The sequence below is a fragment of the Streptomyces sp. SID13726 genome (assembly GCF_010548375.1).
Lineage (GTDB): Bacteria > Actinomycetota > Actinomycetes > Streptomycetales > Streptomycetaceae > Streptomyces.
The window spans coordinates 23,349-45,690 of record NZ_JAAGLY010000024.1 but is presented as its reverse complement, the minus strand read 5'-3'; the positions used below and the strand labels follow the sequence as shown (position 1 = coordinate 45,690).

The window sequence follows — 22,342 nt, the reverse complement described above, 5'->3', positions numbered from 1 at the left end:
GGGCGCGCAGGAGGAACATCCGCGTGAGCTGGGTAGCCAGGTGTGGGGACGGCAACCGCCTTTACCCCGGCAATCCTCGCATGCCTCGCATTTTCGCCATGACTTCGGGGCATTGATCTTCACGGCCGGAACTTTTCGGTGGAAGACACGTCAACTCGGTGCGTGGGCAGGCACCGCAGCCACAGGGGGTACGCCATGGCCGCAAGGCCTCTCGTCGCGCGGCAGCCGAACGAACGGCTGCAGGCGCTCATCCAGGAGGCGGGGTGCTCGAACGCCGGGCTGGCCCGCCGGGTCAACATGTGCGGTGCCGAGCACGGCCTCGACCTGCGCTACGACAAGACGTCGGTGGCCCGCTGGCTGCGCGGACAGCAGCCGCGGGGCCGGGCGCCCGCGATCATCGCGGAGGCCCTCGGGCGCAAACTCGGCCGTACGGTCACGATCGACGAGATCGGCATGGCCAACGGCAAGAACCTCGCCTCCGGCGTCGGCCTCCAGTTCTCGCCGACGGTACTGGGCGCCATCGAGCAGGTGTGTGAGCTGTGGCGCAGTGACGTGGGCCGCCGGGACTTCCTGTCCGGCTCGTCCGTCGCCGCGTCCGCGCTGGTCGAACCGAGCCGTGACTGGCTGATCTCCTCGCCGGACTCCCAGGTGGCGCGGGCGGCGGGCCCCCGGGTGGGCCAGTCCGACGTGGCGGCCGTCCGCGCGATGACCCAGGCCCTCGTGGACCTCGACCACCAGTACGGCAGCGGGCATGTGCGCCCGGTCGTCGTGCACTACCTCAACAGCGTGGTCTCCGGGCTGCTGGCCGGGTCGTACCGGGAGGCGGTCGGGCGGGACCTGTTCGCCGCGGTGGCCCGACTGACCGAGCTCGCCGGGTACATGGCGGTCGACACCGGCCAACCGGGCCTGGCCCAGCGGTACTACATCCAGGCGCTGCGGCTCGCGCAGGCGGCCGGCGACCGCGGGTACGGCGGCTATGTGCTCGCCGCGTCCATGAGCCATCTCGCCGCGCAGCTCGGGAACCCGCGGGAGATCGCCCAGTTGGCGCGGGCGGCGCAGGAAGGGGCGCGGGGCCGCGTGACCCCGCGCGCGGAGGCGATGTTCCACGCGGCGGAGGCCCGGGGGCACGCGCTCATGGGCGACGCGCGGGCCACCCAGGCGGCGTCCGGGCGGGCGGTGAGCGCGCTGGAGGCGGCCGATCCGTCGGCCGGCGACGACCCGGCGTGGATCGCGCACTTCGACGAGGCCTATCTCGCCGACGAGTTGGCCCACTGCCACCGCGACCTCGGCCAGGCCGACGCGGCGGCCCGGTGCGCGCGGGAGTCCCTGGACGGGCTCCCGGAGAACAAGGCCCGCCGCAGGGCCATCGGCTACGTCCTGCTGGCCACCGCGCAGGTGCAGCAGCGCGAGATCGAGCAGGCCTGCAACACCGGCCTCAAGGCGGTGGAGTTGCTGGAGACCCTCCGCTCCAACCGGGGCGCGGAGTACCTCGACGACTTCCAGCAGCGCCTCGAACCGTTCCGGGACGAGCCGGTGGTCCGGGAGTTCGGGGCCCGTCTCGAACTCCAGGCGGCCGCGTGAAAGGAGGGCATGTATAGCGGACGGGAGCCCGGAACTGTCACATGATCCCCCGGGATTTGTTACCGCGGTCACAGGGACGCAGGTCACGTCCTGTGCTACGTGGCACCGGGCTCGGGGGACCCGGTAGCGTGAGCCGACGATTCCGAAGTTCCCCCATAAGTAGGAGTCCCGGTGACGCAGAGTGGACAGGGCGACCAGCCCTCGGCGCGCGAAGCGCGCGAAGGCATCGTGCTGCCCTCCGACGGCGGGGAACCCCTGCTGCCGGGACAGACGGGCGGATATGGCGGTCCCCGACCCCCCTACGAGAGCCCTCAACCCGCCTACGAGAGCCCCCAACCCGCCTACGGCAGCCCGCAACCGGGCTACGGCGGCCGGCCGTCCGGACAGGACACCCCCCAGGGCTCCTACGGCGGCCCCTCGCAGCCCGACGCGGCCTACAGCCAGCCGCCCGGCGGCCAGGCCTGGGGCACCCCGTGGGGCCCCGACCAGAACCAGGGCGGTCAGGCCCAGGACTGGTCGCAGCCGGCCACCCAGACCTGGGGCACCCCCCAGCAGCCCGGCGGCATACCGCCCCAGTCGCAGCCCGAAGCCCCGTCGCAGCCGCTGCCCCCGCAGGAGGGCCAGATCGCGGCCTACGGCGCCCCGCAGCAGCCGACGCCGGGCTACGACACCAACGAGCCGACCTCCTACTACCTCCCCCCGGTCGGCCAGCCCCTCCCGTCGGCCCCGGCCCCGCAGTCCCAGCCGCTGCCCGCCCAGGAGGGCCAGGTCACGGCCTACGGCGCCCCGCAGCAGCCGACGACGGGCTACGACTCCAACGAGCCGACGTCGTACTACCTGCCGCCCGTCGGCCAGCCCCTCCCGTCGACGCCGGCACCCGGCGCGCCCACCGCGAGCGCCCCCGGCGCCCCCGCCTCCGCGCCCCTGCCGCCCGCCGACGAGGGCGCCACGCAGTTCATCCCGCCGGTCGCGGCCGGTCCCGCGGCCTCCGAAGGGGCCACGCAGTTCATCCCGCCCGTCCCCGCGGGCCCCGCGGCCTCGGAGGGCGCCACCCAGTTCCTGCCGCCCGTCGGCCCCGGCGCGCTGCCGCCCGAGGTGTCCGCCCAGGCGGCCCAGTTCGGCCAGGCCCCGTACGGCACCCAGGGCGCGGCGCCCGGCGCCCCGCTCCCGCCGCACGCCCACCCCGACGCCCAGGCCACGCAGTTCATCGCCCCCGTCCCCGGCCAGGGCCCCGGCACGCCCTACGGTGGGGAGCGGCAGCCGCCCTCCGACTTCGACAACCTCTTCCGCGGCGCGGCCGGCGGCGAGAGCGCGGCCGGGGCCACCCAGCAACTGCCCCGCTTCGCCCAGCCCGAGGCGACCCCGCCCGGGTACGGCGCCCAGCAGCCCCCGTACGGGGCGCAGCAGCCGTCGTACGCCGCACAGCAGCCCTCGTACGTCCCGCCCGGCGGTGACGCCTACGACGACGAGCGGGGCGGTCGCCGCAAGTCGCGGGTGCCGGTCATCGCGGCCGTCGGCATCGGCATCGTGGTGCTCGGCATCGGCGCGGGCGCGCTGCTCGCCGGGGGCGGGGGCGACGACGGCGGCGACAAGAACCAGACCGTGTCCGCGACGGCCCCGGCGACCGACGGTTCGGCCTCGCCGTCCGCCGACCCGGCGCAGACGCAGGCCGCCGAGCTGGACAAGCTGCTCGCCGACAGCGGCAACAGCCGTTCCTCGGTGATCAACGCGGTGGCGAACGTGAAGTCCTGCAAGAACCTCGGCCAGGCGGCCGCGGACCTGCGTTCGGCGGCGACCCAGCGCACCGGCCTGGTGACCCGCCTCAAGGGCATCTCCGTGGACCAGCTGCCGAACCACGCCGAGCTGACGGACGCCCTCACCAAGGCCTGGCAGGCGTCCGCGTCCGCCGACGACCACTACGCGGCCTGGGCCGACCAGGCGGCCGGCCGGAAGGGCTGCAAGAAGGGCCAGGCCCGCACCACCGGCCAGACCCAGGCCGGCAACCGCGACAGCGGCACCGCGAGCACCGAGAAGGCCAAGGCGGCCCGGCTGTGGAACGCGATCGCCAAGAAGTACAGCCTGACCGAGCGCTCGGCGACCCAGCTGTAGGCGGTACGGTCAGTCGACGTCCGCGTTCTGGAGGGTCTTCGTCACATCGGTGAAGCCCTTGTGGGCCGCCACGAGCCGGCCCTGGCGCACGACCTGGAGCGTCACGTTGGCGTTGACCATCCGCGGGAAGCCCACCGAGGCGAGGTCGTCCGCGGAGCTCCAGGTGTCCCGGGTGGTCCACTGGAGGGTCGGGGTCAGACCGCCGGTGCTGATCTTCAGCCCGTCGTTGAGGGCGGCGCGCACGCTGTCCGCGGACACCTGGCCGTCGCCCAGCGACTCCACGACCGCCTTGAACACGGTGTAGGCGATCCAGGTCGTCTGCACCCCGGCGTCCGCCGAGTCGATGCGGTTGTCGTCGAAGGCCTCCGCGTTGATGACCTTCTTCATCCCGTCCCAGCGGGCGTCGCCCTCCACCGGGTACCAGCCGGTGATGTACGACCCCTCGTACGGCCCGGACTTCCCGCCGGAGGCGTCGATCACCGTCTGGTCGACGCTGCCCATCGCCATGGCGGTCCGCACCTGCGGGTACTCCTCGCGGGTGCGCCGGAAGGAGTCCATGAAGGTGCTGGTGCGGTCGCCGAGCGCGGGCACCACGCACCCCTGCTTCGCCGAACCGGAGGCGGAGCCGCCGGATGTGGCGGTGCCGGCCGCCGAGGAGCCGCCGGTCGAGGTGTCGAGCGCCCGCGTCGACTGCTCCGAGTACTCGGTGGCGTCGTCCGCCGCCCGGATGTCGCTCGCCGCCCGGTGCCCGCCGGTGGTCAGTCCGGAGTCGAGGAGCACGGGCAGTTCGTCGCCCGCGATGGTGTCGGGCCGGACCAGAGTGACGTTTCCGCAGGCCGTGGCGAGTTCCTTGCCGAGTCCGGCGAGCAGCGTGGGCTGGCCGCCGTTGACCGGATAGGACAGCGGGCTGGTGAACTCGGCGTTGGTGACGCCGTAGCCGCCTATGTAGGGGATGCCCGCGCCTTCGAGAGGCGGGAAGAAGGAGTCGCCGTACTGGCTGTAGGAGCCGATGACCGCGACGACGTTCTCCTTGACCGCGCGCCGGGCGCACTTCGCGGCGGCCACCCCGTCGTTGTGGTCGTTGCAGGTCAGGACGGTGAGCTTACGGCCGTTGATGCCGCCCTTGGAGTTGATCCAGCGGGCGTAGGCCTGGGCGAAGGCGGGCATGCCGGGTTTGTTGGTCGCCTTGGTGTCCGACGGGGCCCAGGTCATGACCTTGATCGGGTCGTCCCCGGAACCCCCCGTGGTACCGGGGACGACCCCGCAACCGGCGGCGAGCGAGGCACTGGCCACCAGCGCCCCCGCCGCGAGGACGGTGGCTCTGACGGGCCGGTGGTGCTTGGGGAGGAAGGTGCTTCGCATGAATCGCCTGCCGGTCATGGACACACACGCTTCCGCCACACCGCCAACTCGGGAGTGACCCTTGGTCAACGAAGGGTGACGTAAAGGTGAACAGCGAGGGGTCTGTGCGCCCCGTGTGAGGCAGAACGTACGATCGATGACCGTGCAAGGTTCGGAGAACTCTTCCCGTCGCGGCCGTCGCTCCTCCACCATGGGCGGCATGCCACTGAACGACATGCCGTGGTGGCGCTGGCGCAGCAATGTGCGCTCCGCGCTGCACATGCTCTCCGACCCCACGTTCCAGCAGAACGTCTGGCTGGCCGGTGTCGAGGGGTACGGGGACGTCACCGACGCCGTGTACCGCCTCGTCGAGGACACCTGGCTGGACAACTGGTCCGCCGAGAAATACGTCGGCACGATCTTCCGGGACTCCCAGGAGGCGGCCCTGGTCGACACCGCCGTCCTCAGGGTGCTGCGGATCATGCACCAGGTCGGGCCCGACGCCCCCGTCTCCGTGTACATGGAGAACCCGGGCTGGCCGGACGCGGTGCGGGCGGCGCGGGACGCGCACGTGCGCATGGCGATGGCCGACGGGGAGGACCCCGAGGCGCCGCCGCGCACGCTCCAGGTGCTCCAGATCATGACCCGGTCCGCGTGACGGACGCGGTGTCTGCCGGAGCGGGGGATATGCGACCCTGTCCTGCATGAACGCGCAGTCCACCCGGGCCGAGGCCCCGGCCGAGCAGTACGTCCTGACCCTGTCCTGCCCCGACAAGCAGGGCATCGTGCACGCCGTGTCGAGCTATCTCTTCATGACCGGCTGCAACATCGAGGACAGCCAGCAGTTCGGCGACCACGACACGGGTCTGTTCTTCATGCGCGTCCACTTCTCGGCGGAGGCGCCGGTCACGGTGGACAAGCTGCGGGCGTCCTTCGCGGCGATCGGCGACTCCTTCCACATGGACTGGCAGCTCAACCGGGCCGAGGACCGGATGCGGGTCGTGCTCATGGTCAGCAAGTTCGGGCACTGCCTGAACGACCTGCTGTTCCGCGCGCGCATCGGAGCGCTGCCGGTGGACATCGCGGCCGTGGTGTCCAACCACACCGAGTTCGCCGAGCTCGTGGGGTCGTACGACATTCCCTTCCACCACATTCCGGTGACGCGGGAGAACAAGGCCGAGGCGGAGGCGCGGCTTCTTGAGCTGGTGCGCGAGCAGGACGTCGAACTCGTCGTGCTGGCCCGGTACATGCAGGTCCTCTCCGACGACCTGTGCAAGCAGCTGAGCGGCAAGATCATCAACATCCACCACTCGTTCCTGCCGAGCTTCAAGGGCGCGAAGCCGTATCACCAGGCGCATGCGCGGGGTGTGAAGCTGATCGGGGCGACGGCGCACTACGTCACCGCCGACCTCGACGAGGGGCCGATCATCGAGCAGGAGGTCGAGCGGGTGGGGCACGACGTCACGCCGGACCAACTGGTCGCGATCGGGCGGGATGTGGAGTGCCAGGCGCTGGCGCGGGCCGTGAAGTGGCATGCGGAGCGCCGGATTCTGCTGAACGGCCGACGGACGGTCGTGTTCGCCTGACGGCTCGGGGGCTGCTGTCGTAGGGCGGCTGCGGGCCGGTGGGGGCCGTTCGCGCAGTTCCCCGCGCCCCTGAAAGACCTTCAGTGGACGCTTTTCAGGGGCGCGGGGAACTGCGCGAGCAACCACGAATCGCCCGCACTCGCCGACGAACCCGCAACCCACCCCCTACAGACGGCTCAAGCTCGCCGCGGCGAACAGCACATCCCTGATCGCCTCACGGTCACCGAGTTGCCCAGCCGCCGCCTCCGCCGGAGGCACATGGCCCGCCGCCAGCTGGCAGAACTCCACGCCGTCCAGCGCGACATGCGCCACCTCGTGGGCCGCCGACCCCACCGCCGCCGGGGAGTCGAGCGGGATCAGCCACTCGCCGCCGCCCATTCCCTCGATCTCCAGCCGCAGACTCCGGCCGGGGCCGCCCGCGCTCACCAGGTGCCGGCCGTGTACCGGTGCCGCGAGCCCCTTCCGCCGGCGTTCCGCCAGCACCGCGGGCAGCATCCTGGCCGCCAGGTCGATCATGCGGTTGAGGTGGCGGGGCGACGGGGGAGCGTAGGGGTAGTCGACGGCCTCGGCGATGTCGCCCGCGTGGACCCAGCACTCGAAGGCGCGGTCCAGCATCGCGTCGTGCAGGGGGAGTTCGAAGTCGCCGTAGGGCACGGCGAGTTTCCCCGAGGTGCTGCCCGTGAAGGACACCGTGCGCACGAGGTCGTGGCTCTGCTCGCGCCACGGCGCCCGTACCGAGCGGGTCGGCGGGAAGTGCGAGGCGCGCCAGTACGACTCGGTGCGGCCGGCCGGTGTGGGGGCGCCCGCGGGGATCTCGCCCATCGGGTCGTCCAGGCCGAGGGCGACCGCGACGAGGCCGTCGACCGACAGCAGGTGGGCTATGACCCCGGCGACGGTCGTACGGCGGCTGGTGGCCTCGTCGGCCTCGAACCACCGCAGCCGCACGGGCGCGTGCCACTCGGCGTCGCCGAAGTCCTGGAGCAGCGCGTCGAGCCGTGCGGTCTCGGCGTCGTACGGCGTGGCCCACTCGGGCAGCGGGATGCGCGGCGGGCGCCGGTCCAGGCAGCTCTCCAGGACACGGGTGCGCAGACCGGGGTCCAGGTCGAGGCTCTCCGGCCGCTGGAGCAGCCCGACCGCCTCGCGCAGCCGCAGCGCCTCGTCCGCGCAGGAGCCGCACACCCCGAGGTGGTCCTCCACGGCGGCCGTCTCCGCCACCGAACACGCGGCCAGTGCCCACGCCCCGAGCAACGCCTTCAGCACCCGGTGCTCCAGCACGAGCGGCGCGGGCGGCGGCAGCTCGTCCAGCGCGGGCAGCGGCCGCCCGGTGTCCTCGACGGAGGCCCGGGGGAGGGGTATGCGGGGCGGCCGGCCGGGATCGGCGCCGGAGCTGTCGCCGGTGCCGGGGCCGCCGGGGTCACCCGGAGCGCCCGGGCCGTGGGGGCGACCGGGTTTGCCGGGGTCGCCGGGGTCTCCGAAGGGGCCGGGGCCACTCGGCCCGCCCGCTTCCGTGCCGCCCGCGCCGTCGGCGCCGGGGTCGGGCGGATCACCCGCGCCGGCTCCCCTCGGGACGGCGTTTCCGGGGGAGTCCGCACGAGGAGCGCCCCCATGAGGGCCGCCCGCGCGGGGGCCGCTCGCCCCACCCCGGTCGCGCTCGCCGGAGGCCTCCGCGCCGTCGTCGTACCCGAAACCGCCCGGCAGCGAGGCCGCAGCGGCACCTCGGACGCCCCCGGAGCCCCCGGCATCCCCGGACCCCTCGGCGAACATCCCACCGAGCCCCGCATCCCGCGCACCCGAACCCCGCGCACCCGGCTCCCCGTACCCGCCACGCTCGCCGTACACCTCGAAATGGCCGCTCACGCCGCGCCCCCGTATCCCGGTGGCGCGCCCGGCGCTCCGGCGTCGTGCGCCGTGGACAGGAGTTGGAGGCCGAGGCGGAGGCGGCGGCGGGCCTCGTCCTCGGTGACGCCGAGGTCGGTGGCGGTCTGGCGGTAGTCGCGGCGCTGGAAGTAGGCCAGCTCCAGGGCGGCGCGCAGCGGTGTGGGCATGGACTGGACGATGTAGTCGGCGCGGGCCGCGACCGAGGCCCGGCGGACCTTGCCCTCCAGCTCCTCGGCGTCGGCGACGGCCCCCTCGCCGCCTTGGCTGAGCGCGGCGGTCTCGGTGGCGCGCAGCCGCTGCACGGCGAGTCGGTGGGTCAACGTGGCCACCCAGGAGCGCAGCGGGCCCTGTTTGGGGTCGTAGGACTCGGGGTGCTCCCAGACGTGGGCGAAGACGTCCCGGGTGATGCCGTCGGCGGCGCGCTCGTCACCGAGCACCCGGTGGGCGAGTCCGTGCACGAGCGAAGCGAAACGGTCGTAGAGCTCACCCAGAGCGGCCGCCTCCCCGCGCGCGAGCCGCTGCTGCATCTTGCGGTCCCAGCGGGGCGGTGCGTCCTTCTTCGCCATACGGCCCCCTCACCCCTGGAAGTCTCCGAGTCAAGCCTGCGCCCACCGTCTCCTCGAATGTAGTCGGCACCTCCGACAGCGCACGCCCCTTTGTTCCAATACGCGCCCCCCGCGAGGGCGCAAGTGGTAGTGGACCTTCCTCTACCCGTCCATAGATTGATCAGACCTGATCGAACAGGATCGAAGCCGACTAAAACAAGCCTCTTTCGAACGATTCCCGTTTCTCGGTCTGTGTTTCAGGGAACGGCCGCTGGGCAGCCGCGCTGCAAGGAAGCGTAGGTAAGGCTTCCGGTTGCTTTCCGGCGAGCGAAGGGCATGGTGGTGGCGTTCAATGTGACCGGCGACGAGCAGGGCGACTGGACCGTGCTCCAAGTGTCGGGCGAGCTGGACCTGGTGACCTCACCCGTGCTGCGCCAGCGGGTGCACGACGTGGTGGCCGAGGGGCGCCACAGTCTCGTCCTCGACCTCTCCGAGGTGTACTTCTGCGACTCCAGCGGCGTGGGCGTCCTCATCGCCTCCCGCCGCCTCATCCGCTCCTGCCGGGGTGATCTGCGCCTGATACTCCCGGCCCAGGGCGCCGCCGACGGCTCGCACGTCAACCGTGTCCTCGGTGCCCTCGGCGTCCGCCGCCTGTTCGAGGTCCACCCGGACCTGGACTCGGCGACCGACGAGGAGGCGGGACCACTCTCGGCCTGAACCGGCACAGCTGTGACCTGGGGCACTCGCACGGCCACACCGTTGTCCCGAAATTCCCCCGGTCTTGGCACAAGCGACGCCTTCCGGCCCCCGGGGCGCCCCGCGCGTCGTACGCTCCGTGCCAGATGCACCCGACGTGATGTGAGGCGGCCCGAAGAGACATGGTCAGCAGCGAGTACGAGCGCAGGATCGCCGGCCGGTTCGCCACCTTCGACCAGGACGGCAACGGCTACATCGACCGCGAGGACTTCAACGTGGCGGCCAAGGCGCTGCTCACGGAGTTCGGCACCACGGCACGCTCCGACAAGGGACAGGCGCTGTACATCGGCGCGGAGGCGTTCTGGCAGGGCATGGCCGGCATCGCCGACCGGGACGGCGACCAGCGGATCACCCGCGACGAGTTCGTGAACGGCGCGGTCAAGCGGCTGCGCGACAACCCGGACCGGTTCGCCGAGATCGCCCGCCCCTTCCTGCACGCGGCGATCGCCGTCGCCGACCAGGACGGCGACGGACGCGCCACCGTGGCGGACACCGCGCGCGTGCTCAGAATCCTCGGCGTCGGTGAGGACCTCGCACAGGCCGCCGCCGCGACCCTGGACACCGACGGCGACGGCAAGGTCGGCGAGGCCGAGATCGTGCCCGCCTTCGCCCGCTACTTCACCGTCCCCGAATAGCGTTCCCTGAGCTTGTACTTGAGGACCTTGCGCAGGGTCTCGTTGCGCGGAAGGGCGTCCACCACCTCCAGCTGCTCCGGCAGCTTGTGCGGCGACAGCCCTTCCGCGCGCAGATACCCGGCTACGGCGTCCAGGGTCAACTCCCCGGCGCCCTCGGGCTGTTCCACCACCGCGCACACACGCTCCCCGCGCTCGGCGTCCGGCAGCCCGATCACCGCCACGTCCCCGACGTCCGGATGCGCGGCGAGCAGATCCTCGATCTCCTTCGCCGAGATGTTCTCGCCCTTGCGGATGATCACGTCCTTGAGCCGCCCGGTGAGCACCAGATGGCCGGTGGCCGTGAGCCGCCCGAGGTCGCCGGTGCGCAGATAGCCCAACTCGTCGAAGGCCTCGGCGGTCTGGGCCGGGTCGAGATAGCCCTGGCACACCGCCTCCCCCTTCAGCCGCACCTCCCCGTCCACGATCCGCACGGCCATCCCCTCCGGGGGCCGCCCCTCGGTCGTCGCCAGGTTCTCCGCCGTGTCGTCCGGCGCGCCCATGGTGATCATCGGCACCTCGGTCATGCCGTACCCGTGCGTCAGCTGCGCCCCCAACTCCCGTACGACGGCGTGGTACACCTCCGGCGGCTTGGGCGCCCCGCCCCCGGCGAGCAGCCGCAGCGTCGGGATGATCCGCTCGCCGGGCCGCTTGCGCTGCTCGGTGAGGAACATCGAGTAGAACGCCGTCGAACCGCCCGCCACCGTCACCTTGTGCCTGCGGTAGCCCTCCAGCGCGTCCGGCAGCGCGAACTGCTCGAACATCACCGCGGGGAAGCCGTACAGCAGCAGCATCACGGTGTAGTCCGGGCCCGCGATGTGCGCGTACGGGAACGCCATCGAGCCCACGTCGTCCGCCGCGAGGTGCAGCGCGTGCGCGAGGCAGGAGCCGCCCGCGATCAGCGAACGGTCCGTGTGCAGCACGCCCTTGGGGTCGGAGGTGGTGCCCGAGGTCCAGTAGATCCACCGCACGGAGGTGCCGTCGGCGGGCGGGGCGGGCAGCACGGCCGGGTCGCCGTCCGGGAGGTCGTCGTACGCCTCGAAGACGCCCTTCGCGCTGAGCCGTTGGGCCATCTCCGTGTGGTCGAAGCCGCGCCAGACGCCCGGCACCGCGAAGAACTCCGCCTTCGACTCCCGCAGCGCGAAGCCGACTTCGCGGTCCCGGTAGAAGGGGATCACCGGCGACTGCACGGCGCCGAGGCGGGCCAGCGCGAAGGAGAGCAGGGCCGTCTCGATCCGGGTGGGCAGCTGCCAGGCGACCACCGTGCCGGGGCGTACGCCCATGTCGTGGAGCCCCGCCGCCACCCGCTCGGCACGCGTGCGCAGTTCTCCGAACGTGAGCGTGCGGTCGTCCTGGAGGAGGACCGGGCGGTCGGGGGTCAGGTCGGCGCGGCGGGAGACCAGCTCCCACAGGGTGCGGGACGCGCTGAGCGCGTGGGCGGTGTCGTTCACGGCGGCCCCCTTGCGGATCAACGGAGCTGACGGGTAGTCAGATGGTGCGCAGAGCGTAGGGCTCGACGCCTTGTCGGTCCAGGGGTGCGGGACTTAGCCTTCCAGGATCTGACGGTTCATCAGATAGGGGCGGCTGTCATGGACCTCGCGTACACGCCGGAGGAGGAGGAGTTCCGGGCGCGGCTGCGCGAGTGGCTCGCCAAGGCGCTCCCCACCCTGCCCCCGAAACCGTCCCCCGAGGACTGGCCCGGACGCCGGGCCTACGACCTCGGCTGGCAGCGGATGCTCTACGACGCCGGGTACGGGCATGTGCACTGGGACGCCTCGCCGACGACCCGGCTGATCTTCCTGGAGGAGACCGAGACGGCGGGCGCGCCCTACGTGGGGGCGAGCTTCGTCGGACTCCTCCACGCGGGGCCGACCATCGCCGCCGAGGGCACGCCCGAGCAGCAAGAACGCTGGCTGCCGCCGATCCTTCGCGGCGAGTCGGTCTGGTGCCAGGGGTTCAGCGAACCGGACGCCGGGAGCGACCTCGCCTCGCTGCGGACGCGTGCCCGGCGGGACGGCGACGAGTACGTGGTCACCGGGTCCAAGATCTGGACCTCGCATGCCGAAGTGGCCGACTGGTGCGAGCTGTTGGTGCGCACGGATACGGCTGCGCCCAAGCATCGCGGGATCAGCTGGCTCGCGATGCCCATGTCCGCGCCGGGTGTTGTCGTACGTCCCCTCCGCACGCTCGCCGGGTCCGCCGAGTTCGCCGAGATGTTCCTCGACGAGGTGCGGGTGCCGGTGGGGAATCGGGTGGGGGAGGAGAACGACGGGTGGCGCGTGACGATGGTGACGCTGTCGTTCGAGCGGGGGACCGCCTTTGTGGGCGAGGTGGTCGCTTGTCGGCGGGTGCTCCGGTCGCTTGCCGTGGCGGCTCGGGGCAACGGGCGTTGGGACGATCCTGTGCTTCGGCGGCGGTTGGGGCGGCTCAATGCCGAGTTCAGGGCGTTGTGGCGGCTCACGCAGTGGAACGTGAGTGAGGCGGAGGTGAGTGGTGGGGTGCCGGGGGTGGGGGGGTCGGTTTTCAAGCTCCGGTACTCGCATGCGCGGCAGGAGTTGTACGAGGTGGCGGGGGAGGTGCTGGGTGTGGAGTCGCTGGATCTCGAACGGGGCTGGGTGCTCGATCGGTTGTCGTCGCTGTCGTACACGATCGCTGCCGGGACCTCGCAGATTCAGCGGAACATCGTGGCCGAGCGGATTCTCGGATTGCCGAAGGGGCGGTAGCGGTTGTGTGCCGGGTGCGGGTCGTCTGTGGCTGGTCGCGCCCACGCGGCGGAGCCGCAAATCGATACAGCCCCGCGCCCCTGGGTAGGTCACCGTTACCGGTGTTGAGAAGGGGCCGTGGCATGCGGTTTCAACTGACAGATGATCAGCTGGCGTTGCGGGACGGCGTGCGGGGGTTGCTCTCGCGGCGGTTCGACGGGGAGGCACTGCGTGCTGCCGTGGACTCGCCCGGGTTGGACCGTGGGCTGTGGCGGGAGTTGGGGGTCGCCGGGTTCTTCGCGCTGCGGGTGCCCGAGGCGGACGGCGGGGTCGGACTCGGGCTTGCGGAGGCCGTGTTGGTGTTCGAGGAGGCCGGGCGGGTGCTGTTGCCCGGGCCTCTCGTGGCCACTCATCTCGCGGCGGGCGTCGAGGTCGGCGTCGTCGAGGGGGAGGTCGTCGTGGCCGGCGTCGATCCGGGCGGACTCGTGGAGTGGCTGGACGAGGCCGATGTGGTGCGGGGGGATGCCGCAGGGGCCGTAGCGCTGAAGTCGGTCGATCCGCTGACGCCGTTGCATCGGGTGCCCGGGGCGCGCGCGTCCGACCTCGACCCCGTGGCCGTGCTGCTGACCGCTGCCGAGCAACTCGGGACCGCCACGCGGGTGTGTGAGCTGGCCGTGCAACACGCCCGGACCCGGGAGCAGTTCGGGCAGCCGATCGGGGCGTTCCAGGCGGTGAAGCATCTGTGTGCGGGGATGCTGGTGCGGGCGGAGACGGCTCGGGCGGCGGTGTACGCGGCCGCCGTGACCGCCGACCCGGTGGACATCGCGGCGGCCCGGCTGCTGGCCGACGAGGCGGCTGAGCGGGGCGCCCGGGACTGTCTCCAGGTGCACGGCGGGATGGGGTTCACCTGGGAGGCCGAGGTGCATCTGCATCTCAAGCGGGCCTGGGTGCGGGCCCGGCGGGGCGGTGGCGGAGCGGAGAGTGAGGAGTTGCTCGCCGTCGATCTGTTGGCCTGAGCCGCCCTCGGCCTGCCCGGTCTCCGGGAAGCCCGGCGCGGATGTCGCGGATTGTGGCATACCGGAATCACGGAGCGTTGATATCGGGTTGTGTCCTATGTGTGACTCGTCACGTCCTGGAGTCGACGGCGTGCTCCGGTACCTTGTGTGAGATGCGAGTGGTTCGGAGCATGAGCCATGCCGGTGTTGCCGATGGGGCGGCCCCGGACCCGGCGATGCGCGCCGCTGCTCGCAGGGCGGGAGAGCCTGTGGCCACCGCCTGTTCGATCCCCCGCGACGAGCGTCGCACAGTATCCCGCACGGGTACTCCTTCGCGCTGGAATATGCCCGAAGCGCTTGTTGGCGTGACTGTACGTCAACCATGCTGTCCCGTAAGGGATTCACGTTCTGTGACCCCGGCTTTGGCCATTGTTCTGGTCATGCAAAAAATGGCTACGATCGTGGCCCTCGTGAGGCGCGAGGCCATGTGCCCGCCGGTTCGGATGGTGTGAGCGGTGCAGGTGCTTCAAGTGCAGCTGGAGATCCGGCCCGACCCCGCAGAGGTGGGGCGAGCCCGGCGGTGGGCCCGTTCGCGGCTCGCCGGGTCCGGGATAGGGGCTGACGAACCGCTCGCCGAGACCCTGATCCTGCTCGTGTCCGAACTGGTCACCAACGCCGTGGTGCACACCGGTCGTCCGGCCGTGCTGCGGCTGTCCCTGCCGGGTGCGGAGGAGGAGTCGGCCACCGTCCGCCTGGAGGTCGCCGACCGCAGCGGCCGGGCGCCGGTGCCGCGCTGTGTGGACGGTGACGCGACCGGTGGCCGGGGCCTCGCCCTCGTCGACGGCCTCGCGGACCGCTGGGGCTGGAGCGTCGAGGGCTCGGGCAAGAGCATCTGGTGCGAGCTGGACCGCTGCGAGCAGTCGCAGAAGAGTGCGGCGGCCTACGACATCGAGGCCACCGCCTACGAGGGGTTCGCGTTCGAAGCGGTGTGACCGGCGCACGGGCGCGGAAGGTCCGGCAGATCCGGTGCACGGCCGCAGAAACCGCTGTCTCCCCTTGCCTCTTGGTGAGCCGGTGCGCCGGACGTGCACCCGTGCGCGGCTGCGGCAAAGCGGACGTAAGCAATAAATCCCCGTGCGGGTGTTGACGCAGTGTGTTCGATTGATGACGCTGGTGGTCAGCGATTCGCCGTGAGGGGACGGCGGGGGTTTCGGTGACGGAGGCCCTCGGCGAGTGTGGATCGTGGTGCGGTGTCGGTTCTCTCAGGGCGGAGGGGAACCGATGACGGCGGCGCGCGATGCCGAGCTCGGGGCGGGCCTGCGCGCCGCCGGCCGACCTCCTCAGAGAACGGCCACGGGGGCCACGGGCGTTCCGGTGCCCCCGACGAACGGCTCGGGCATCGCCGACAGCAGGAACGCGTAGCGCCCCGCTTCTCCACAGGCTGTGGACAACTCCTCCAGGTTCCAGTTCTGGCCCTGGAGCATCCCCATCTCCACCAGGTCCAGCGCGTGCACCGGCAGCCACAGGTCCTCGATCTCGGGCGGGAAGATCTCGAAGGTCAGGGTGTCGTTCGCGACCGCCGCGACATCGCGCGCGTGGAACCACTCCGGGGTACGGACCGAGAGACCCGGCGACGGATAGGCGTACGACTCCCTGTCCCCGGCCAGGTACACCTGGACCTGCCCGGTCCTTACGAGCACGATGTCACCGGCACGCACGCGCGTGCCCGCGAACTCCTCGGCGGCCTCCAGGTCCTCCGGGGTCACGGCGTGACCACCGTCCAGCCGGTCCACGCCCCGGGCGCGGGCCACGTCGAGCAGCACCCCGCGCGAGACGACGTGCCGCGCCTTCTCGATTCCGCTGAACCCGGCGCCGCCGTGCGGGGTGATGGAGCCGGCCGGGCGGCCGTTGTAGAGCAGACCCGAGTGCGAGACATGGGTGAGCGCGTCCCAGTGGGTGGCCGCCTGGAGCCCCATGGTCACGGCGTCGTCGCTGCACGCGACCGTCCCCGGGCCGAAGATCTCCTGGTTGATCTGCACCATCGCGTGCAGCGGGTTGACCCGGCCCGGCATCATCCCGGTCTGCACGCCGTCCTGCTTCAGGGGGAGGGCGAGAGGGACGCGACGGCCGGTGCGGACGGTCGCCGCCGCCTCGCGGACCACCTCGTCGGTGATCAGGTTCAGGGTGCCGATCTCGTCGTCGGCTCCCCAACGCCCCCAGTTGTTCACGCGCTTGGCGATGTCGTGGAACGCGGCCGGAAGTGACATCGGGCCCTCCCCGGGGCTTGTGTCCGCACATCTGACGGGTCATAAAATCTAACGGTCCGTCAGAAACCGCGGGAAGGGGCCGGGCGTGGGGAACTTCTTGGCAGGCAGGGTCGTCGCCGTGACCGGCGCGGGGCGGGGGATCGGACGGGCGGTCGCGCTGGCCGCGGCAGCCGAGGGCGCGCGGGTCGTCGTCAACGACTACGGCGTCTCCGTGGACGGGGCGTCCCCCGCGAGCGAGATCGCCTCGGGGGTGGTGAAGGAGATCGAGGCGGCCGGCGGTGAGGCCGTCGCCGTCGCCGACGACATCTCGACGATGGCGGGCGGACAGCGGGTCGTCGATGCCGCGCTGGACTCCTACGGGCGGATCGACGGGGTGGTGTGCGTCGCCGGGATCCTGCGCGAGCGGATGCTGTTCAACATGTCCGAGGAGGAGTGGGACCCGGTCCTCGCGACCCATCTGAAGGGCACGTTCACCGTCTTCCGGGCGGCCTCCGCGGTGATGCGGAAACAGCGGGCGGGGACGCTGATCGGGTTCACCAGCGGGAACCATCAGGGGTCGTTCTCGCAGGCCAATTACAGTGCCGCGAAAGGGGGGATCATCTCGCTGGTGCGCAGCGCGGCGCTCGCCATGCACAAGTACGGGGTGACCGCGAACGCGGTGGCGCCGGTCGCCCGTACGCGGATGTCGGCGAACGTCCCCTTCGATCTGGCGGAGATCGGGGAGCCGGAGGATGTGGCCGCGATGGTGGTCTATCTGCTGTCCTCGCGCGCTCAGGAGATCACCGGGCAGGTGTACACGGTGGCGGGGGCGAAGATCGCGGTGTGGGCGCAGCCTCGGGAGCTGCGGGCGGCGTATGCCTCCGGCGGGTGGACGCCCTCGATGATCGCGGAGTTCTTGCCGGGGTCGGTGGGGGTGGATCCGATGCCGTTGCTTTCGGGGCCGGGTGCCTAGGGGGTGCTTGGGGATTGTCGGCTGCGGGTTGTCTGTGGCTGGTCGCGCAGCTCCCCGCGCCCCTGGCTGGGATGCCTGGACCGGTGTCGATAGGAGACCCTCGTGGATTTTGGATTCACCGGCGACGATGAGGCGTTCCGTGCCGAAGTGCGGGAATGGCTCTCGGCCCACGCCGATGGTGCTCAGGACCGTCGTGCCTGGGAACGGACCCTCGGTAAGTCCGGCTGGATCGGGCTTGGTTGGTCCGAAGGCGGTTACGGAAACCGGACCGCCACGCTGACCCAGCAGGTGGCCTGGGCCGAGGAGTACGCGCGGTCGGGCGCACCGGCGCGGTCGGGGCACATCGGGGAGAAGCTGCTTGCGCCCACGCTGCTCGCGCACGGCAGTGAGGAGCAGAAGGCTCGTTTCCTTCCGCCCGTCGCCGCCGGGGACGAGTTGTGGTGTCAGGGGTACAGCGAACCCGGGGCCGGGTCGGATCTGGCCGGGGTGCGGACCAGGGCGTCGCTCGCGTCGGACGGGTCGTACCGGATCAGCGGGCAGAAGATCTGGACCTCCCTCGCGCACGAGGCGGACTGGTGTTTCGTGCTGGCCAGGACCGATCCGGAGTCGAACCGGCATCACGGGCTGTCCTTCCTGCTCGTGCCCATGGATCAGCCAGGGCGGGTCGAGGTGCGGCCGATTCGGCAGCTGACCGGGACCAGCGAGTTCAACGAGGTGTTCTTCGACGGGGCTTGTGCGCGTGCGGAGCATGTCGTCGGGGGCGCGGGGAACGGCTGGCGGGTGGCGATGAGCCTGCTCGGGTTCGAGCGGGGGGTGTCCACGCTGGCCCAACAGGTGGGGTTCGCCCAGGAGTTGAGCCGGGTGATGGAGACCGCCGTACGGGTCGGGGCGGTGGCCGATCCCGTCGTACGCGATCTGCTCGTGCGGCAGTGGGCGGAGTTGCGGGTCATGCGGTGGAACGCCCTGCGGACGCTGGGGAGTTCGGGGGACGCCGGGGCTCCCAATGTGGCCAAGCTGCTGTGGGCGGGGTGGCATCGGCGGCTCGGGGAGCTGGCGATGCTGGTGCGGGGGGCGGAGGCGGCGGTCGGGCCCCGGGAGTGGTCGCCCTCGTCGCCGTACGAACTCGACGATCTCCAGCACCTGTTCCTGTTCTCGCGGGCCGACACGATCTACGGCGGCTCGGACCAGATCCAGCGCACCATCATCGCCGAGCGGGTGCTCGGTCTGCCCAGGGAACCCAAGGGGGTCGTCTGATGCGCGGAGTGCTGTTCGACGGGAAGCGGATCGAGGTCGTCGACGATCTGGAGGTGCGGGAGCCGGGGCCCGGGGAGGTGCGGGTGGCGATCTCGGCGGCCGGGCTGTGCCACAGCGACCTGTCGGTGGTGGACGGGACGATCCCGTTCCCGGTGCCGGTGGTGCTCGGGCACGAGGGCGCGGGGGTCGTCGAGGCGGTGGGGGAGGGGGTCGGCCATGTCGGGCCCGGGGACCACGTGGCGCTGTCCACGCTCGCCAACTGCGGGGCCTGCGCCGACTGCGACCGGGGGCGTCCGACCATGTGCCGCAAGGCAGTTGGGCGGCCCCAGAAGCCGTTCTCGCGGGGCGGTCGGCCGGTGTACCAGTTCGCGAGCAACTCCGCCTTCGCGGAACGGACCGTGGTGAAGGCCGTCCAGGCGGTCCGAATCCCCGACGACATCCCGCTGACGTCCGCCGCGCTCATCGGGTGCGGGGTGCTGACCGGGGTGGGCGCCGTGCTCAACCGGGCCCGGGTGGACCGGGGCGACAGCGTGCTGGTGATCGGGACCGGCGGGATCGGGCTCAACGTCATCCAGGGGGCGCGGATCGCGGGGGCCTCGCGGATCGTGGCCGTGGACGCCAACCCGGCCAAGGAGGCGATGGCCCGCCGGTTCGGGGCGACCGACTTCCTGAACTCCGTGGACGGGGTACGGGAGTTGCTGCCGTACGGTGTGGACCACGCCTTCGAGTGCGTCGGCCGCGTCGAACTCGTCCGCGCCGCCGTCGACTCGCTCGACCGGCACGGCCAGGCGGTGCTGCTCGGGATGCCGGCGGCGGGCGCGGAGGCGTCCTTCGTCGTCGCGTCGATGTTCCTCGACAAGTCCGTCCTCGGCTGCCGCTACGGCTCCTCACGCCCCCAGCACGACATCCCCCTCTACGCCGACCTCTACCGCCAGGGCCGCCTGTTCCTCGACGAACTGGTCACCGAGACCTATCCGATCGAGGACTTCGAGAAGGCGGTGGAGGACGCGGAGGCGGGGCGGGTGGCCCGGGGGGTGCTGACGTTCTAGTGGGGGGCGCCGGGGCGACGTGCTCACCGAGAGCGCGCTCAGGCCAGTTCCTCCGATACGACATCGGTGGCCCGGCCCCGCTCGTTCGTGGCGACTATGGACAGCGCGTCGAAGGCGGCGTGCCGGGCGGTCTCGAACGGGATGCGACGACCGTCGGCGAGTACGACCAGGTCGGGATCTTCAGGGTCCACGAAGCGCGGCGCGGCGAGTGCGCAGTGCGTCCTCGTCCCGGCTCTCGCAGAACATCGCGTCGTAGCCGTGCACCGCACCGTCGAACAGCAGAATCCGCTGTCCCGACGCGCATTGGGCATGCGCTCGTTCATCGGGCATCCGGCCATCGGTACGGGGTTTTCCACAGGGTCGGGAAAACCGTTGGGGCGATGTCGGTGCCGGGGCCTAGTTTCGGCGCATGACGTACCGCGATGTCGCCAACCCCAAGGTCCTGGTCTGGGCGTGCACGACCGTCGGCGCCCGGATGCCGGTGGCGATGGCTCCGCTCGCCCTCGTCTTCCTGGTGCGCGAGCGACCGGGAGGGTATGCGCTGGGGGCGATGCTCGCGGCGGTGTACGTGATCGGCGAGATCATCGGCGCTCCGGTGCTCGGGATGCGGCTTCGTCCGGAGCGTCCCCGGCCCCAGCTGGCCGTGGGGCTCGCGGCCGGCGCCGCGGGGTTCGCCGGGCTCGGGCTGTTTCCGCACGCGAGCTTCCTGGTGCTGGGCGCGTTCGCGTTCCTCGCCGGGGCCGCCCCGGCCGCGGCGACCGGTGGCCTGCGCGCGCTGCTCACCGAGATCGTCCCCGAACGGGCCGTGGCGCAGGCGCTGTCCACCGAGTCCATGCTCAACTCCGTCATCTGGGCGGTCTCCCCGGCCGCCGTCACCGGCCTCGCCCTCGGAGTCGCGCCGCGGGTCCCGCTGCTGCTGACCGCCGGTCTGATGGCCGCTTCGGTGACGGGGCTGTGGCTGCTGCCGGCCGGGTGGGAGGTGGCCGACGACGCGGAGGGCGGGGCGTGGAGCGGTACGTCGTCGCGCCGACTGCTGCTCGGTGCCTGGCCGGTGTACGTCATGGGCGCGGCCAGTCTCAGCCTGCTGGGGCTCGCCGAACTCGCGTTGCCCGCCCTGCTCGAACAGCGGGGCATCGGCGTCGGCTGGTCCGGGCCGATGCTGACCGGGCTGGCGGTGGGCGGCGGACTCGGGGCGTTCCTGTACGGCCTGCGCACCTGGCCCGGCCTGCTGCGCACCCGCGGTGTCGTGCTGATGTGCGGAACGTCGGTCTGCGTGACCCTGGTCGCGCTGATACCGGACCCCGCCGGGATCGCGGTCGCGCTCGCCGTCGGCGGTCTGCTCCAGGTGGGCGCGCTGCTCACCCGCAACCTGGCCCTGCGCGACGCGCTTCCGCCCGCCGCCCTGGCCGCCGGGTACTCCGTGATGTACGCGGCGGCGGGCGCGGGCTACGCGGCCACCGGTTCGCTCGCCGGAGCCCTGCTCAAGGTGACGGAGCCGTCCCGCGCGATCCTGGCCGGGGTGGTGCTGACCCTCCTGCTGACGGGGGTGGGGTGGTGGGGCGAGGTGCGCCGGGCGGGGAGGTCAGCGCGGGGCGCCGACATCGCCGTGTCGCGCGGCGGAGCCGTCGAGGCCCCCGTCCCCGACCCCGCCCCCGGCCTCGTCCCCGACCCCGCCCCCGGCCCGGAAGGTACGGCGATACGCGGTCGGCGTGACCCCGAGAGCCGTCTGTAGGTGCTGGCGCATCGACTGGGCGGTGCCGAAGCCCGCGTCGTGGGCGACCTGGTCGACGGAGAGGCCGGTGGACTCCAGGAGGTGCCGGGCCCGCTCCACCCGCTGCTGGGTGAGCCACTGGCCGGGGCTGACGCCGACCTCCTCGCGGAAGCGGCGCGTGAAGGTGCGCACCGACATGGCCTCCTGCTCGGCCATGTCCCGCAACTGGATCGGCTCGTGCAGCCGGCCCAGCGCCCAGGTACGGGCCGAGGTCGTGGTCGACTGCTGCGGATCGGGCACCGGCCGGTGGATGTACTGCGCCTGTCCGCCGTCGCGGTGCGGCGGTACGACGGTGCGGCGGGCCACCTCGGTGGCGACCGCGGTGCCGTGGTCGCGGCGCACCATGTGCAGGCACAGGTCGAGCCCGGCGGCCACGCCCGCGGAGGTCAGGACGTCGCCGTCGTCGATGAACAGGACGTCCGGGTCGACCCTGACCTGCGGGAAGAGCTGCTGGAGCCGGTCGGCGTCGGCCCAGTGCGTGGTGGCGGGGCGGCCGTCCAGGCGACCGGCGGCGGCGAGGACGTAGACGCCGGTGCAGATGGAGGCGAGTCGGGTGCCGGGGCGGATGTGGGCGAGGGCGGCGGCCAGTCGGTCGGTCAGCACACCCTGCTCGAAGACCGGCCCGAGTTCGTACGACGCCGGGACGATCACGGTGTCCGCGGTGGCCAGGGCCTCGGGCCCGTGCTCGACCTGGATCGCGAAGTCGGCGTCGGTCTGCACCGGCCCCGGCGGACGGATCGAGCAGGTGACGACGTCGTACAGCTGACGCCCCTCCGCGTCCTTGGGCCGCCCGAAGATCCGGTGCGGGATACCCAGCTCGAAGGGGAGCACCCCGTCCATGGCGAGGACGACCACGCGATGCGGTTTCATGGCCTGATCCTAACG

At 72.0% G+C, this 22,342-nt stretch carries 20 protein-coding genes and 1 pseudogene; 13 read left to right on the top strand and 8 right to left on the bottom strand.

The window, feature by feature from the left end; all coding sequences use genetic code 11:
• The first annotated feature begins 195 nt into the window (after positions 1–195).
• On the top strand, positions 196–1,581 hold the full coding sequence (locus G3I78_RS38740; protein WP_164433618.1) for a transcriptional regulator: 1,386 nt from the start codon (positions 196–198) through the stop codon (positions 1,579–1,581).
• A 171-nt stretch (positions 1,582–1,752) separates the two neighbouring features.
• The gene (locus G3I78_RS38735) at positions 1,753–3,690 is read left to right on the top strand and encodes a hypothetical protein (protein WP_164433616.1); all 1,938 of its coding nucleotides are present in this window, start codon (positions 1,753–1,755) and stop codon (positions 3,688–3,690) included.
• Between the two features lie 9 nt (positions 3,691–3,699).
• On the opposite strand, the gene G3I78_RS38730 is transcribed toward G3I78_RS38735, so the two are convergent.
• Entirely contained in the window at positions 3,700–5,070 is a 1,371-nt protein-coding gene (locus G3I78_RS38730) for an ABC transporter substrate-binding protein (RefSeq protein ID WP_164433614.1), read from the bottom strand.
• 118 nt (positions 5,071–5,188) lie between these two features.
• Here G3I78_RS38730 and G3I78_RS38725 point away from each other — a divergent pair, with 118 nt between their 5' ends.
• Both G3I78_RS38725 and purU read left to right on the top strand, forming a co-directional pair.
• Positions 5,189–5,689 carry a hypothetical protein gene (locus G3I78_RS38725; protein WP_164433612.1) on the top strand — a complete coding sequence of 167 codons (501 nt, stop codon included), beginning with the start codon at positions 5,189–5,191 and terminating at the stop codon, positions 5,687–5,689.
• Between the two features lie 46 nt (positions 5,690–5,735).
• The gene (gene purU / locus G3I78_RS38720) at positions 5,736–6,617 is read left to right on the top strand and encodes a formyltetrahydrofolate deformylase (RefSeq protein WP_164433610.1); all 882 of its coding nucleotides are present in this window, start codon (positions 5,736–5,738) and stop codon (positions 6,615–6,617) included.
• Between the two features lie 165 nt (positions 6,618–6,782).
• Here purU and G3I78_RS38715 read toward each other — a convergent pair whose 3' ends face one another.
• Both G3I78_RS38715 and G3I78_RS38710 read right to left on the bottom strand, forming a co-directional pair.
• Positions 6,783–8,315: an MDMPI N domain containing protein gene (locus G3I78_RS38715; protein ID WP_164433753.1), complete on the bottom strand. Its 1,533-nt coding sequence runs from the start codon at positions 8,313–8,315 to the stop codon at positions 6,783–6,785.
• Positions 8,316–8,470: 155 nt separating this feature from the next.
• Positions 8,471–9,061: a sigma-70 family RNA polymerase sigma factor gene (locus G3I78_RS38710; protein WP_164433608.1), complete on the bottom strand. Its 591-nt coding sequence runs from the start codon at positions 9,059–9,061 to the stop codon at positions 8,471–8,473.
• Between the two features lie 315 nt (positions 9,062–9,376).
• Here G3I78_RS38710 and G3I78_RS38705 point away from each other — a divergent pair, with 315 nt between their 5' ends.
• Together G3I78_RS38705 and G3I78_RS38700 are read left to right on the top strand one after the other, a co-directional pair.
• Positions 9,377–9,757 carry an STAS domain-containing protein gene (locus tag G3I78_RS38705; protein ID WP_164433606.1) on the top strand — a complete coding sequence of 127 codons (381 nt, stop codon included), beginning with the start codon at positions 9,377–9,379 and terminating at the stop codon, positions 9,755–9,757.
• Positions 9,758–9,918: 161 nt separating this feature from the next.
• Entirely contained in the window at positions 9,919–10,431 is a 513-nt protein-coding gene (locus tag G3I78_RS38700; RefSeq protein ID WP_164433604.1) for an EF-hand domain-containing protein, read from the top strand.
• Here the strand turns inward: G3I78_RS38700 and G3I78_RS38695 are convergent.
• A complete protein-coding gene (locus tag G3I78_RS38695; protein WP_164433601.1) occupies positions 10,410–11,918 on the bottom strand; it encodes an AMP-binding protein in 1,509 nt (502 codons plus the stop codon). The two genes, G3I78_RS38700 and G3I78_RS38695, sit on opposite strands and share 22 nt — an antisense overlap.
• A 138-nt stretch (positions 11,919–12,056) precedes the next feature.
• On the opposite strand from G3I78_RS38695, the gene G3I78_RS38690 reads away from it, so the two are divergent.
• From G3I78_RS38690 to G3I78_RS38680, 3 genes are all read left to right on the top strand, one after another.
• Entirely contained in the window at positions 12,057–13,190 is a 1,134-nt protein-coding gene (locus tag G3I78_RS38690; RefSeq protein WP_164433599.1) for an acyl-CoA dehydrogenase family protein, read from the top strand.
• A 122-nt stretch (positions 13,191–13,312) separates the two neighbouring features.
• A complete protein-coding gene (locus G3I78_RS38685) occupies positions 13,313–14,185 on the top strand; it encodes an acyl-CoA dehydrogenase family protein (protein ID WP_164433597.1) in 873 nt (290 codons plus the stop codon).
• A 509-nt stretch (positions 14,186–14,694) separates the two neighbouring features.
• Positions 14,695–15,156: an ATP-binding protein gene (locus G3I78_RS38680; protein ID WP_164433751.1), complete on the top strand. Its 462-nt coding sequence runs from the start codon at positions 14,695–14,697 to the stop codon at positions 15,154–15,156.
• Positions 15,157–15,504: 348 nt separating this feature from the next.
• Here the strand turns inward: G3I78_RS38680 and G3I78_RS38675 are convergent, their stop codons facing one another.
• Positions 15,505–16,431, bottom strand: a complete 927-nt coding sequence (locus G3I78_RS38675) for a cyclase family protein (protein ID WP_164433595.1) — start codon at positions 16,429–16,431, stop codon at positions 15,505–15,507.
• An 85-nt stretch (positions 16,432–16,516) separates the two neighbouring features.
• On the opposite strand from G3I78_RS38675, the gene G3I78_RS38670 reads away from it, so the two are divergent.
• From G3I78_RS38670 to G3I78_RS38660, 3 genes are all read left to right on the top strand, one after another.
• Complete coding sequence (locus G3I78_RS38670) at positions 16,517–17,383, top strand: SDR family oxidoreductase (RefSeq protein WP_164433594.1); 867 nt, start codon at positions 16,517–16,519, stop codon at positions 17,381–17,383.
• A gap of 102 nt (positions 17,384–17,485) precedes the next feature.
• Positions 17,486–18,637, top strand: coding sequence for an acyl-CoA dehydrogenase family protein (locus tag G3I78_RS38665; protein WP_164433592.1), 1,152 nt, complete (start codon positions 17,486–17,488; stop codon positions 18,635–18,637).
• The gene (locus G3I78_RS38660) at positions 18,637–19,686 is read left to right on the top strand and encodes a Zn-dependent alcohol dehydrogenase (protein ID WP_164433590.1); all 1,050 of its coding nucleotides are present in this window, start codon (positions 18,637–18,639) and stop codon (positions 19,684–19,686) included. Before G3I78_RS38665 ends, G3I78_RS38660 begins: the two co-directional genes overlap by 1 nt.
• Before the next feature lie 38 nt (positions 19,687–19,724).
• On the opposite strand, the gene G3I78_RS38655 is transcribed toward G3I78_RS38660, so the two are convergent.
• Positions 19,725–19,877, bottom strand: a complete 153-nt coding sequence (locus G3I78_RS38655; RefSeq protein WP_164433588.1) for a hypothetical protein — start codon at positions 19,875–19,877, stop codon at positions 19,725–19,727.
• Positions 19,867–20,016 carry a hypothetical protein gene (locus G3I78_RS38650; RefSeq protein ID WP_164433586.1) on the bottom strand — a complete coding sequence of 50 codons (150 nt, stop codon included), beginning with the start codon at positions 20,014–20,016 and terminating at the stop codon, positions 19,867–19,869. Before G3I78_RS38650 ends, G3I78_RS38655 begins: the two co-directional genes overlap by 11 nt.
• A gap of 79 nt (positions 20,017–20,095) precedes the next feature.
• Between G3I78_RS38650 and G3I78_RS38645 the strand changes: the two are divergent.
• Positions 20,096–21,280: pseudogene (locus G3I78_RS38645) on the top strand (MFS transporter); the annotation flags it as partial.
• Here the strand turns inward: G3I78_RS38645 and G3I78_RS38640 are convergent.
• Positions 21,269–22,327, bottom strand: coding sequence for a helix-turn-helix domain-containing protein (locus tag G3I78_RS38640; RefSeq protein ID WP_164433584.1), 1,059 nt, complete (start codon positions 22,325–22,327; stop codon positions 21,269–21,271). The pseudogene G3I78_RS38645 and the gene G3I78_RS38640 overlap by 12 nt on opposite strands.
• Positions 22,328–22,342 lie beyond the last annotated feature (15 nt).